Origin of the sequence: Pontibacter locisalis, from assembly GCF_042684605.1 — a bacterium.
Classification (GTDB): Bacteria; Bacteroidota; Bacteroidia; order Cytophagales; family Hymenobacteraceae; genus Pontibacter; species Pontibacter locisalis.
Window position 1 is genome coordinate 1 of sequence record NZ_JBHULU010000009.1, and the last position, 12,842, is coordinate 12,842.

11 protein-coding genes and 2 rRNA genes are annotated in these 12,842 nt (G+C 43.6%); 11 read left to right on the forward strand and 2 right to left on the reverse strand.

What is annotated here, in order from left to right; genetic code table 11:
• The 10 genes from ACFSRY_RS05665 to ACFSRY_RS05710 all read left to right on the forward strand — a co-directional run.
• A 23S ribosomal RNA gene (locus ACFSRY_RS05665) occupies nucleotides 1–126 on the forward strand; the annotation flags it as partial.
• Nucleotides 127–222: 96 nt separating this feature from the next.
• Nucleotides 223–334 (forward strand): 5S ribosomal RNA (gene rrf / locus ACFSRY_RS05670).
• Nucleotides 335–540: 206 nt separating this feature from the next.
• Nucleotides 541–2,544, forward strand: coding sequence for a BatA domain-containing protein (locus tag ACFSRY_RS05675; RefSeq protein ID WP_377503931.1), 2,004 nt, complete (start codon nucleotides 541–543; stop codon nucleotides 2,542–2,544).
• Nucleotide 2,545: 1 nt separating this feature from the next.
• Nucleotides 2,546–3,808: a dihydroorotase gene (locus ACFSRY_RS05680; protein ID WP_377503933.1), complete on the forward strand. Its 1,263-nt coding sequence runs from the start codon at nucleotides 2,546–2,548 to the stop codon at nucleotides 3,806–3,808.
• 68 nt (nucleotides 3,809–3,876) lie between these two features.
• Nucleotides 3,877–4,386: a DUF4199 domain-containing protein gene (locus ACFSRY_RS05685; protein WP_377503936.1), complete on the forward strand. Its 510-nt coding sequence runs from the start codon at nucleotides 3,877–3,879 to the stop codon at nucleotides 4,384–4,386.
• 26 nt (nucleotides 4,387–4,412) lie between these two features.
• On the forward strand, nucleotides 4,413–4,931 hold the full coding sequence (locus ACFSRY_RS05690) for a DUF4199 domain-containing protein (protein WP_377503938.1): 519 nt from the start codon (nucleotides 4,413–4,415) through the stop codon (nucleotides 4,929–4,931).
• A 3-nt stretch (nucleotides 4,932–4,934) separates the two neighbouring features.
• A complete protein-coding gene (locus tag ACFSRY_RS05695; protein WP_377503940.1) occupies nucleotides 4,935–5,909 on the forward strand; it encodes a glycosyltransferase family 2 protein in 975 nt (324 codons plus the stop codon).
• Nucleotides 5,909–7,060 (forward strand): glycosyltransferase, encoded by a 1,152-nt coding sequence (locus ACFSRY_RS05700; protein ID WP_377503942.1) that lies wholly within the window; start codon nucleotides 5,909–5,911, stop codon nucleotides 7,058–7,060. The genes ACFSRY_RS05695 and ACFSRY_RS05700 overlap by 1 nt, the downstream gene beginning before the upstream one ends.
• Nucleotides 7,057–7,575, forward strand: a complete 519-nt coding sequence (locus ACFSRY_RS05705; RefSeq protein ID WP_377503944.1) for a GNAT family N-acetyltransferase — start codon at nucleotides 7,057–7,059, stop codon at nucleotides 7,573–7,575. The genes ACFSRY_RS05700 and ACFSRY_RS05705 overlap by 4 nt, the downstream gene beginning before the upstream one ends.
• 115 nt (nucleotides 7,576–7,690) lie before the next feature.
• Nucleotides 7,691–8,467, forward strand: coding sequence for an SDR family NAD(P)-dependent oxidoreductase (locus ACFSRY_RS05710; protein WP_377503946.1), 777 nt, complete (start codon nucleotides 7,691–7,693; stop codon nucleotides 8,465–8,467).
• 27 nt (nucleotides 8,468–8,494) lie between these two features.
• Here ACFSRY_RS05710 and ACFSRY_RS05715 read toward each other — a convergent pair whose 3' ends face one another.
• The gene (locus ACFSRY_RS05715; RefSeq protein ID WP_377503948.1) at nucleotides 8,495–8,956 is read right to left on the reverse strand and encodes a DoxX family membrane protein; all 462 of its coding nucleotides are present in this window, start codon (nucleotides 8,954–8,956) and stop codon (nucleotides 8,495–8,497) included.
• Nucleotides 8,957–9,116: 160 nt separating this feature from the next.
• Nucleotides 9,117–10,469 (reverse strand): adenylosuccinate lyase, encoded by a 1,353-nt coding sequence (purB, locus tag ACFSRY_RS05720; protein ID WP_377503950.1) that lies wholly within the window; start codon nucleotides 10,467–10,469, stop codon nucleotides 9,117–9,119.
• A 360-nt stretch (nucleotides 10,470–10,829) separates the two neighbouring features.
• Between purB and ACFSRY_RS05725 the strand changes: the two genes are divergently transcribed.
• Entirely contained in the window at nucleotides 10,830–12,800 is a 1,971-nt protein-coding gene (locus ACFSRY_RS05725; protein ID WP_377503952.1) for a transglycosylase domain-containing protein, read from the forward strand.
• The last annotated feature ends 42 nt before the right edge of the window (nucleotides 12,801–12,842 follow it).

Consider the following 12,842-nt stretch of genomic DNA (forward strand, 5'->3'; position numbering starts at 1 on the left):
GCGAAACCCGCCCCAAGATGAGATCTCCCTTAAGGGCCGTCCAAGACGAGGACGTCGATAGGCCGCAGGTGTAAAGCTGGAGACAGCAAAGCCGAGCGGTACTAATTGCCCGAGCGCGTTCTCAAAGAAGGCCGGAACACGGCCCGCCGCTTACTCGCTCTCTCCCCAATCATGTTAACTGACTTTAAAGCATTATGCACGGCAAACGAATCGTGCGACGATAATGGTGGCTATGGCTCCGGTGAGCACCTCTTCCCATCCCGAACAGAGAAGTTAAGCCCGGACGCGCCGATGGTACTGGGGTCACACCCGGGAGAGTAGGTGGCCGCCAACCCCAGCAAAGGGGCAGCATCCAAAACGGAGGCTGCCCCTTTTTCATTCCCACCCCCCCGAACACCACCGACAAACAAGAAAAGCGCAGGCGCCGGGAGGGCGTGTATCAGTTCGTTTCCATCATTCGTTCAACCATAGAAGAGCTTTTAAAGTATAGGTGCAGACAGCTATTCTTGCTATTAGCTTTTTTCATCTTTAACTTGTGCTATGGCTTTCTTATATCCCTCTTTTCTTTTTGCGCTTGCTGCTGTAGCTATACCGGTTATACTTCACCTTGTGCAGCTCCGGCGTGCAAAGAAGGTTGTTTTCAGTAATGTAAAGTTTATCCAAGCCTCAAAAGACCTCACTGCCAGTCAACGGAACCTGAAACAAATACTGATCCTCCTGGCTCGCGTGCTATTCATTACTTTTCTTGTACTTGCTTTTGCCCAGCCTTATCTTCCTGCTTCCGAAAGTATAGGTGCTAGTGGTGATTCTGATGTGGCCATCGTAGTAGATAACTCTTTTAGTACACAAAGCAGGCAAGCTGCACAAGATATCTCTGTATTAGAGGCGGCAACAGACAGAGCTAAAGCCATTATCAATCTTTTTCCTGCTTCGACTTCTTTTTCTCTTTCCGCTAGTGACAGAGCAAGACATGGTGCTTCTGTTCAGGGTGAGGATGCAGCAGCTTATCTTGAGGAATTGGACTTTTCATCTTCCAGTTTTCCTTTGCTTTCTCAGCGAAAGAACCCTTCTCATTTATTTGTAGTTTCTGACTTTCAAAAAAGCACTTTCAGCTCTAGGTTTATTGGAGCCTATGATTCCCTGACTCAAATTCATATAGTTCCTATAGCCTCCTCTGGAGAAAGTAACGTTGCTGTTGACTCAGTATACTTAGAAGATGAATTTGTTAGACCTGCATCGGACAATGTGCTTCACATCAGGGTTCTTAATACAGGCAGTGAGGCTGTAGAGGATGTTCCTGTTAAGCTTTTTATCAATGAAAGTCAGGTCGCAGCTTTAAGCTTAGATCTCCCTGCTAATCAGGTTACCGAAGCTGTCATGAATTTCAAATTGGATGATGGCGGTATCAAAAAGGCTTATGTACAGATAGAGGATTTTCCTGTAGATTTTGATAATAATTATCACTTTGTCCTGACACCATCAAGTGGTATAAAGGTTACAGAAATTACAGACCTACTTCAGAGCCCATTGCAGAGGTTGTATAAGAGTGAGCCTTTTTTTGAATTTACCTCTTATAATGCAGGAAACATAGATTATGCTGAAGTAACTAACTCAGACGTTATTATCCTGAATGGGATAAGTAACTTATCACCTGCAGTTGCGACCACAGTTGCTAACTTTGTTAAGGATGGAGGTTCTCTTATAGTAATACCTTCTGCTTCAGCAGAAAGAGGGGGATATTCATCTTTGTTCCAAGATTTAAATATATCAGCAAATGGTTCTGGCGTGCAGCAAACTCAAAACAAAAGCACTTTAAATGCCCCTGATCCTAATAACCCGTTCTTTAGAAGCATATTTTCTGAATTTGATCCGAAAATGAAAATGCCAGCCGCGGTAAGAAGCCTGGTATGGTCTAGAGCCTCCGACGATATTCTTAAATTTAGAGGAGGTTCTCCTTTTCTCTCCCGGTTCGACAGGGGCGAAGGACAAGTTTATCTAATGGCTGCTCCTTTAGATGAGCAATATAATTCTTTGGTAAATCATGCCCTTCTTGTCCCTGTTATGTTCAAAATGGCAATTACTGGCTACAAGCAGGAACAACAGCTTTCGTATAGTTTAGGGAGCGGTACTATTCAGATACCAGTTGAGAATGCTGCTTCAGCCAAAGAGGGCGTTTATGAGTTGTCTCAGGACAGCCTCTCATTTATTCCGGAACAGCAGGTACGGGGTGGGAAGTTATATTTTAATGTTCCGGGTACCATGGATCGGGCTGGGTTCTATACTTTGAGCTGGCAAGGAAAACCAGTAGCAACCTTAGCTTTTAATTATGGTACCGAAGAGTCCAGGCTAGACCAGTATTCTCCTGATGAACTCCGCGCTTTAGTCAGTAATGCTAAAAATGTAAAGGTTTATGACTATGGAGATGCATTTTCTGTCAAAGGTGAGTTCGAAAAAAGATATTTTGGCGTAAAGCTTTGGAAATATTGTCTAATATTGTGTCTGTTATTCCTTATGGTCGAAATAGCACTTATTAGATTCCTCTAAAATGAAAGTACTTCTCCAAGCAGTAACAGTTTTTAATCCAAAGTCAGCTCATCATCTGCAGCAACAAAACATACTGGTAGAAAATGGTGTGATCTCCTACATCGGTTCCGAGAGTAAGGAAGCGGATAAAGTGGTTGCCCTTGATGGTTTATGTGTATCTGGTGGATGGATGGACTTAAATGCCTTTACAGGTGAGCCAGGTTTAGAGTATAAAGAAGATATAAACAGCATAGCTGACGCTGCCGCCAAAGGGGGGTTTACAGAAGTGCTTTGCCTGCCAAATACCAATCCTGTGCTACAGACTAAAGGGGCTGTTAATTACCTGATCAACAGATCTAAGTACTTGCCTGTAACCCTTCATCCCATTGCCGCTGTTACAGTAGAGACCCAGGGCAAAGACCTGACTGAAATGATCGACCTGCACCAGGCTGGTGCAGTTGCCTTTTCTGATGGAACGAAGCCGCTTCAAGGAGCGGACGTAATCTTGAAGGCACTGCAGTACGTGCAGCTGTTTGATGGCCTGCTGATGAATAAGGTAGAAAATACCCGCCTGACCGAGAATGGACAGATGCATGAAGGAGAGGTAAGTACCCGTCTGGGTATGAAGGGTATTCCTTCATTGGCAGAAGAAATCGTAGTTACCCGTGATCTGCAACTATTAGCCTATGCCGGTGGCAAGATGCATTTCTCCTTAGTGTCTACAGCTGCTGCCATTGATTCTATCCGTAAAGCCAAGGCGGATGGGCTTCAAGTAACCTGCGATGTAGCAAGCTATCAAGCTGCCTTTACAGATGCCACCATCTTACCTTTCGATACTAATTATAAAGTAGCACCACCGTTTCGTAGTTCCGATGATGTGGCTGCTATAAAGAAGGGGCTTCAGGATGGAACTATAGATGCCCTTGTTTCGGCGCATATGCCACATGATGTAGAGGCAAAGAAACTGGAATTTGACCTGGCTGATTTTGGTATTTCCAATCTGGAAACTGCTTTTTCTGTAGCTCACACTTCTTTGTCTGATACCTTACCACTAGAATATTTAGTTGAAAAGTTCGTTTCAGGGCCACGACAGGTAGTAGGTTTGCCAACACCTCTTATTGAAGAGGGGCAGCAGGCGAACCTGACATTGTTCCTGCCAGAGGAGACGTGGGTACCTTCAGCTGAAACTACGTTGTCTAAGTCTAAAAACAGTCCTTTCTTTGGCAAGGAGCTAAAGGGTCGGGTTGTTGGCATAATTCATAAAGCCCAGGTGGTGCTCCATTAAACTTTTTTAATATATTTATAAATTAATTTAGGTGATGTTGGTGAAAACCAGCAGAACATTAAGCTACTATGTTTGATCAGACAATAATAAGGGTGGGAGTTCGCTATGGCGTTTTGTGCGGTATAGTATGTTTTGTGCTGGTACTGGTGCTGTTCTTTTTAGGGGTTAATCCTTTTGGTGAAATGGGCCGGCTAACTTACCTGCCTATACCCATCTTCTTGTTTCTGGCCATTCGTTACTACAAGTTGTTTAATGACTCTGAAATTGGTTTCCTGAAGGGTTTGCGTGTGGGGTTATCGGTGGCATTTTATACGGCCCTTAGTGCGGCGATGCTCATCTTTTTGTTCATTCATGTTGCTGGTCCGGAGGTGTTGCAAACGCATATAACCGAAATGAGGGCACTGCTTGAGGAAACAAGGGAGGAGCAGATCAAGCTTTTGGGGCAGGAGCTCTATGATGAAGGATACAGAGCAATAAGCTCTATAACACCTAGCATGTTGGCAGCAGATGATTTTGTGCGGAGGATATTTGTGGGAGGGATTTTCTCGCTGATTGCAGCAGTATTTTTTCGTAAATAAATCTAACCATTTTAAACACTAACCACATGACTGAAGCACAACCTTCTGTAACTCCTGTAGCTGTTAAATACGGCCTTATTACTGCACTGGTAGGGATAGTATACTCCCTGATACTAATGGTGACTGACTTAGGTGATAATCGCATTCTTAGCAGTATCGGTTATGTTATCATGATTGTTGGTATAGTTTTAGCGATGAAGCAGTACAAATCCATTAACTATGGCTACATGTCTTATGGACAGGGTTTGGGTATTGGTTCATTGGTATCTGTGATCTTTGGGTTTTTATCGGGTATCTTCACATGGCTTTATACCACATTTGTTGATCCTGATTACATGGCCCGAATGATGGAGAAGCAGCGCGTGGAACTTCTGGAGCAAGGTCTATCCGACGAGCAGATAGATGCAAGCATGAAAATCGCTGAAAATTTCCAAGGCCCTTTTACTATGATATTCGGTGCTGCCGTTATAACTTTAATAGTAGGATTTATCCTGTCGCTGATCATTGCTGCAGTTATGAAAAACAGCAGACCGGAGTTTGAATAGAACATGCAATACCCTTATGATATTTCGGTAGTAATTCCTCTCTTCAACGAAGAGGAATCATTGCCTGAACTCGTGCGCTGGATCAAACGAGTGATGCATGCGCACGAGTTTTCTTATGAAGTTATACTTGTAGACGATGGTAGCACCGATCATTCCTGGGAGGTAGTAAACCAACTTGGGACGGAAGATAATGCTGTGAAGGGTATAAGCTTTAACCGTAATTATGGAAAGTCTGCTGCCCTGAACGAAGGCTTCCGACGTTGCTCCGGTGAAGTGGTAATCACAATGGATGCCGATCTGCAGGATAGTCCGGAAGAGATTCCCGCGCTGTATGATATGATAAAGAATCAGAAGTACGACCTTGTAAGCGGATGGAAGAAAAAGCGATTTGACCCCCCAAGCAAAACCATACCTACCAAACTTTTTAATGCTGCTACCCGCAAACTATCGGGTATACAGCTCCACGACTTCAATTGCGGCCTTAAAGCCTATCGCCAGCTGTTGGTAAAAAGTATAGAAGTACATGGTGAAATGCACCGCTACATACCAGTAATAGCTAAGTGGAATGGTTTTACCCGTATCGGTGAGAAAGTGGTACAGCACCAGGAACGAAAGTACGGAACTACTAAGTTTGGTTTGGAGCGTTTTGTCTATGGTTTCTTAGACCTGCTATCTATCACCTTTGTAAGCCGGTTTAAAAAACGCCCCATGCACTTTTTCGGCACCTTAGGTACTCTGATGTTTGTGGTGGGTTTAGGTATAACCATTTGGCTGATAGGACAGAAGGTTTTAGGAATTTACTCAGGGGGCCGAGTTCGAGATGTTGTAGACCAACCTTTATTTTTCCTGGCACTGGTGGCTGTGGTACTTGGTGTGCAGCTGTTTCTGGCGGGCTTCCTGGCAGAGATGATCTCTCTGGCGTCAAATAAGCAAAACGAGTACCTGATACGTGGTAAGGTAGGAGCGCTTAAAAAATAATGGCAGCAAAGGTCATTATAGTTGGGCCGGCGCATCCATTGCGGGGCGGAGGTATGGCTACTTTTAATGAACGGCTAGCTTATGCCTTTCAGGAGGAAGGTGATGAGGTAGAGATTGTAACTTTTAGCCTTCAGTATCCTTCTTTTCTTTTTCCTGGCAAGAGCCAGTATTCCAATGAGCCTGCACCCAAGGGTCTTTCTATTAAAGTTCTTATCAATTCAATAAACCCTGTTAGCTGGTGGCGAGCAGGTAATTATATCCGTAAGCAAAAGCCCGACCTGGTAATCTTCCGTTTCTGGCTTCCTTTTATGGGGCCGGCCCTAGGTACAATAGCACGAGTTGTTCGTCGGAACAGGCACAGCCGCATATTAGCCATCACCGATAATGTGGTGCCGCATGAGAAACGTCCCGGAGATTTAACTTTTACTAAGTATTTTCTTAGCTCCTGCCATGGCTTTGTAACGATGTCGCGGTCAGTGCAGCAGGACCTGGAAAAGTTTGAGCCGCACAAGCCAAGTCTTTACCTGCCGCACCCGCTTTATGATAATTTCGGAGTAGAGGAAAGCAAAGAAACTGCTTGTAAAGCACTTAACCTTGATCCCAGCATTGATTACATACTTTTCTTTGGTTTTATAAGAGCTTACAAAGGGTTAGACCTGCTGTTAAAGGCTATGGCTGATCAGAGGCTGGAAAAGCAGACTAGCATCAAGCTTATTGTTGCAGGTGAGTTTTACGAGGACGCCACACCTTACCACAGATTGATAGAGGAGCTTGGGTTGGGAGACAGGCTCATATTGAAAGCCGACTTTATACCCAATGCTGAGGTACGCCATTACTTTTGTGCCGCTGATCTGGTAGTGCAGCCTTACAAGCATGCTACCCAAAGTGGAGTTACGCAGGTTGCTTATCATTTTAATAAGCCAATGGTAGTAACAAAAGTTGGAGGTTTGGCAGAGCTGGTACCAAACGGCGAAGTGGGATATGTGGTAGAGCCGCAGCCCCAAGCAATTGCAGAGGCAATATTGAATTTTTATACTTCAGGCGATAAAGCTGTTCTTATTCAAAATATCAAAAAGTATAAGAAACACTTTAGCTGGAGTCGATTTGTAGAGGCTATAAAGAAATTAGCAGATCAGGTACGGACGCTATGATAAAATATTATTCAACTAAAGAGTTAGATCCAAAACTCAAATCGGAGCTTCAGAATTTTATTAATGTAGAGTTTGGTGATGTACCTTTTGTAAAAGAACGGGTGTGGGCGCAGCCAGACTATGTTTTTGTTAAGTATGAGGGCGATGCCATTGTCACTTTTTATCAGGTAATAATTCGAAACATAGCTTTGGATGGTAAGTCTTATCCAGTTGCTGGAATAAACAATGTCATTACTCCACCACCTTTTCGAGGGAAAGGTTACTCCAGCCAAGTTCTTAGAGAAACAGAGAGCATTTTATTTAATAAGTTACAATGCTCCTTTGGCCTGTTACTTTGTGCAGATGCCCTGGTGCCCTTCTACAGTCGGTTGAACTGGTATAAAGTTGATACCACTCTTTATTACGATCAGCCTCAGGGTAAACAGCTTTACGACTCAAACGTGATGCTGCTTACTCCTTCCAGTCAGGAAAGAATTTATCCACAGCACATAGATCTGAATGGACTCCCCTGGTAGTTTGCATGCATAAGTTTTACTGCTTTTTATCAGAGTAGAACTGGTATATGTCGGAAGCTACTGGTGATAACAAATCAATAGTTTTTCTTTGTACCTCAGATCTAAAAATAAAACTATGAATGAACAGAAGTATGTACTGGTGCTAGGTGCATCCGGGAACATTGGTGGCAAAATTGCGCAGGAGCTGCTATCCAAAGGAGCAACTGTTGGGGTGGTAGGCAGAGACTTTTCACGCCTGAAAAAGTTTGAAGGTAAGGCAGATATCTGGGCAGGAGATTTTATGGATGATGCTTTCTTGGAAAAAGCTTTTAACAAAGCAACAAGTCTCTTTCTTACTGTGCCTGATGCCTGTTTTTCAGACCCTGCTGCTACTGCACTCCGACTTGGAAAACTTTTAAAGGGCAGTAAAATCACGCATATTGTTAATATAAGTAACAGCATAGTCAAAAAAGGAGGAGTTGCTACACGTTTAGTAGCTCTTGAGCAGGAGCTGGATAAAATACCTGGTGTAAACATAAAGCATCTTAGAAGCGCTAACTTTTTTGAAAATCTCCATTGGGGGCTTCACACCCCTTACAATCCTGACCTCCAACTGCCTTATATTTCTTCATATGAAGTGGCGTATGTGGCAGCAGAGTACTTGTATCAACAGAATTTTGAGGGTAAATCAGTGAAAGTATTGTTAGGTTCCCGGGACTATAGCATGGCTGAACTTGCAGCCGCTGCCGGAGTAGTTTATGAGCAACAGCCTTATACTGCTGAAAATGTAGGCTTTTATAAACCTTTCAATGAGGGGGACTTTGAAGTGGAGCCAAGAACTGCTTTGAACACGTCTCAGTCATCAGATCCAAAATACACGCTTCAGTATTTTCTGGAGCAGGATCTAAAGTAGCCTTTGGATTTTTAGGCTATTTAGTGGCTAGTAAGGTTTGTAAACAGTTCTTTTCTTGATACCATTTAGGGTCCACCTGTAAACGGGAGTGCATGCCAGTAAGAAGCTGGCTGCACTAACAACAAACATAGCCTTGTTTATAGGTTCTTTTATTCCTGTTGCCATGCTTATTGTTATGGCAAGGAGCATGGTAAGTGTACCAGTTCCGATAGCGGCCCAGCGTACTTTTACTCCAAAAAGGAGCATGGCCCCAAGAGCAATTTCAAGCACTGTAACAGCAAGCGCTAACTTGTCTGAGAAACCTTCGGAAAGAAACGGTATTAGCTGGTGCACATAACCCTCATATGCAAACCAACTTCCCCACATCACGTTTTGCGTGTCTGGTTCACCCCAGAGCCCAAGCCGATCTGCAACGGCAGAAAGAAGAGTTAAGGCCAGTGTAATTCGTAAAAATAAGTTTGCGTAAGGCAGGTATTTTGTTTCTTCCATTACTACTTTAACTCAATTGCTCAATTACAAACTTATTAACGCAGTGGTCATGCTTTTCGGTTATAGAAAGAAAAGAAAGCCTACAGACAATTTGTAAGGAGGCAACAAAAAAGCCCCGGCTATTGTACAGCCGGGGCTTTTTTGTTCATTTTATTGATGTCTATACTAATCCGACGCCAGTATAATTGAACGGAGTGATGTTCTTAAGTTCAGCTCTAATCTGGTCATTTACCTGCAGTGTATCAATAAAGGCGTGTATACGCGCTTCAGTCATTTTCTCATTTTTGCGGGTAAGCTCTTTTAGTGCCTCGTAAGGCTGGGGGTATCCCTCACGGCGCAGCACCGTTTGGATGCCTTCCGCCACTACTGCCCAATTGTCTTCCAGATGCTTGTTTAGCGCCACCTGGTTTAATTCCAGTTTGGCAATACCCCGCTCTAAAGACTTAAGTGAAATAAGGATATGGGCCAACGGCACTCCAATGTTGCGTAATACAGTAGAGTCAGTAAGATCGCGCTGCAGACGGGAAATAGGAAGCTTTGCCGCTAAATGCTCCAGTAGTGCATTGGCAATACCCAGATTACCTTCAGCATTCTCAAAATCGATTGGATTTACTTTATGCGGCATGGCTGAGGAGCCTACTTCACCAGCTTTGATCTTTTGCTTAAAATAACCCATTGATACATACTGCCACACATCTTTTGAGAAATCCATCAGGATAGTGTTCAGGCGCTTAAGACCATCGAAGTAAGCGGCCAGGTTATCGTAATGCTCTATCTGTGTAGTAAACTGGCTGCGATGCAGACCTAAGGCTTGCTGTACGAAGTTGTTGCCGAAATCAGGCCAGTTTATTTCTGGGTACGCAATGTGATGTGCGTTAAAATTACCAGTCGCACCACCGAACTTTGCTGAAAAAGGTACCTGGCGAAGCAGGTCCATTTGTTTCTCAAGGCGCTCCGCAAATACCATTAGCTCCTTACCCAGGCGGGTAGGCGAAGCAGGCTGGCCATGGGTGTGTGCCAGCATCGGTACGTCTTTCCACTGCTGCGCCAGTTCACTTAAGGTCTGGTGAAGGCGCTGGTAAGCCGGTTGCAGTACCCGGTCATCCGCCTCACGCAAAGAAAGGGGAATAGCGGTATTATTTACATCCTGAGAAGTCAGTCCAAAATGGATAAATTCCTTGTAAGCCTCCAAGCCAAGTGCATCAAACTTATTTTTAATGAAATATTCTACAGCCTTAACATCGTGATTGGTGATCTTTTCCGTTTCTTTTATTTCCAGGGCATCTGCTTCCGAGAATTTTTCATAGATGGAACGCAGTTGCGGGAACAAGTCTTTTCCTACCTGCTGTAGCTGTGGCAAAGGAAGTTCACAAAGGGCAATGAAGTACTCAATCTCTACCAGAACACGGTAGCGTATCAAACCAAATTCTGAGAAAAATTCTGCAAGCTCTAAGGTATTACGGCGGTAACGGCCATCAACCGGCGAAATGGCTGTAAGTGTTGTTAAGTTCATGGTAAGATTGATTCTTTGTTCAAAGATAAGCACTATTGCTTCTTAAGCCAATTATTAACAGCTGTAGTAGCTTTACCTGGATATAGGCTGTAAAATTGTGTTAAGGTGTAAGTTGTTGAACTGTAGGTGTTTTGATGGCGTTAAGAGTGGGAATGGTAAACAGTTTGGCATTATGATTGCCTAAAGAGAGCTGGACAAAAAATCTAAATGATATTTCTGTCGTAAGTAAAAGAGTATTTCATAATGTATATATAACCTCATGTCTGCTTATAATACTTCTTTAATTTTGTATTATGGAGCATCATTTTTTTAGATACAGATCTTATTAGTTAATTCGCAGCGGATATTTTGGACAAGCGTTTGAAAAATAGAATTCTCATTTGGGCTAGTGGTGTACTAGCCTTTCTTCTGATAGTGGTTGTTCTGCTCTTTATTTTTAGGAGCAGAGTTTTACAGTACACCATCGATCGTGTTATTGCAAAAGTAGAAAACAAGTACCCGGCAGATTTGAATATCGGAAGCGCGGAGTTTGTAGACTGGAATTCCGTGGTGCTTACGGATATTTCCTTTGTCCCGCATAAGCTAGACACGCTTTTTACCACCGATAGCGTGTACGCTTCAATTAGCTTTCAATCCATTTTCAAGGGGCGCATTGTCTTTAAGCAGTTAACGGTGACGGATGGTTATCTTACGGCCCGTAAGAACGGTGATGTAACAAACTTTGATTTCCTTTTCAAGAAGGACGAACCCCAGGAACCTGTTGATACAACGCAGGGTCGAAATTATGGAAAGCTCTTGAACCGCGTGATAGAGACAGCCTTTGACAATGTGCCGGATAAAGTAGATTTCAAGAACCTGAACGCCTCTTATGTTTCTCCTAACCGAACAATAGATGTTAATATGCCTTATCTGCGGATGGATGATGGCTATATAGAATCTCAGGTTTCCATACTGGCAGATTCTATTCAGAACAACATGCGGGTGCGGGGAACAATTGATCCCGGAGATTACCGTATTTCTACCAGCTTATATGCCTTCGATAACAAAGGAATCCGGCTGCCTTATGTGAAAGATAAATTTGATGGAGAGGTGGCATTCGATACACTACACCTTAGCCTTACAGATAAAGAGTTCAGGAGAGACAAGCTAACTGTAAAGGGGCGTGCCATGATAAATAACCTGACGCTGAATCATCCTAAACTAGCTGATGAAGATATACAGGTAAAGGAAAGTGCTGTGGATTATGTAGTAAGCCTTGCCCCAAATCAATTTGTAATTGATAGCTTGACAGAAGTTCGTGTAAATGAAGCCAGCGCTAATATTTATGCTGCTTATGAGAATAAAGGTGCTGAAATCTATGACCTGAGGGTAAATACGGAGCCTATGCCGGCAAATAACTTCTTTAATTCTTTACCGGCAGGGCTGTTTGAGAACCTGGAAGGTATACAGGCACAGGGTGAATTACAGTACGATCTGAAGTTTCACCTGAACATGGACAGTGTGGAGTATGTGGTTTTTGATTCAGACCTGGATGCTTCCAAAGATTTCAAGATAACAGAGTGGGGGAATACGAATCTCCAGAAGATTAACAGCACTTTTACACATACTGTGTATGAGTATGGGAAACCAGTGCGTACGTTCAATGTTGGGCCTTCTAATCCTTTCTACAGCCCGATAAGCGAGATTTCTCCTTACCTGCGCAATGCCATTCTTACAGCGGAGGATGCAGGATTTTACAGGCATGAAGGATTTCATGAGGAGGCTTTCAGGCAGGCCATCATCAAAAACATAAAAGAAGGAGAATTCGCACGTGGTGGTAGTACCATTTCCATGCAGTTGGTGAAGAACGTGTTCCTGTCCCGGAAGAAGACAATTGCCAGGAAAGTAGAGGAGGCTATCATTGTGTGGATGATAGAAAATCTGGACCTGGTTTCAAAGAATCGTATGTTTGAGGTATACCTCAACATCATTGAGTGGGGGCCGAATGTCTATGGCGCAAAAGATGCTTCCCGCTTCTATTTTGGAAAGCAGCCATGGGAGCTGAATCTGGCGGAGGCTATTTTCCTTACAAGTATAATCCCGAGTCCGAAGCGCTACAGGTCCTCCTTTGATAGCTCCGGTAACCTGCGAAGCTGGAAAAGTGGCTACTACAGGTTGATCGGAGGCCATATGCGACGGAGAGGCCTTATTTCGCAGGAGGAATATGATAACCTTTATCCGAACGTAAGACTATATGGTCGTGCCCGTGACCTGATCGTTACGAACCCGGATACTTTGGAAGAAGACACGACAGAGTTTGAGTTGAAAACGATAGATCTTCTTGATTACTAGTAATATATAATATTAATAACCACAGCGGACCCGCAGGGATAA

Coding starts and splice junctions, on each gene's coding strand:
- ACFSRY_RS05680 (WP_377503933.1), top strand. CDS start 2,546: ATGAAAGTACTTCTCCAAGCAGTAACAGTTTTTAATCCAAAGTCAGCT.
- ACFSRY_RS05675 (WP_377503931.1), top strand. CDS start 541: ATGGCTTTCTTATATCCCTCTTTTCTTTTTGCGCTTGCTGCTGTAGCT.
- ACFSRY_RS05695 (WP_377503940.1), top strand. CDS start 4,935: ATGCAATACCCTTATGATATTTCGGTAGTAATTCCTCTCTTCAACGAA.
- ACFSRY_RS05685 (WP_377503936.1), top strand. CDS start 3,877: ATGTTTGATCAGACAATAATAAGGGTGGGAGTTCGCTATGGCGTTTTG.
- ACFSRY_RS05715 (WP_377503948.1), bottom strand. CDS start 8,956: ATGGAAGAAACAAAATACCTGCCTTACGCAAACTTATTTTTACGAATT.
- ACFSRY_RS05705 (WP_377503944.1), top strand. CDS start 7,057: ATGATAAAATATTATTCAACTAAAGAGTTAGATCCAAAACTCAAATCG.
- ACFSRY_RS05710 (WP_377503946.1), top strand. CDS start 7,691: ATGAATGAACAGAAGTATGTACTGGTGCTAGGTGCATCCGGGAACATT.
- purB (WP_377503950.1), bottom strand. CDS start 10,469: ATGAACTTAACAACACTTACAGCCATTTCGCCGGTTGATGGCCGTTAC.
- ACFSRY_RS05700 (WP_377503942.1), top strand. CDS start 5,909: ATGGCAGCAAAGGTCATTATAGTTGGGCCGGCGCATCCATTGCGGGGC.
- ACFSRY_RS05690 (WP_377503938.1), top strand. CDS start 4,413: ATGACTGAAGCACAACCTTCTGTAACTCCTGTAGCTGTTAAATACGGC.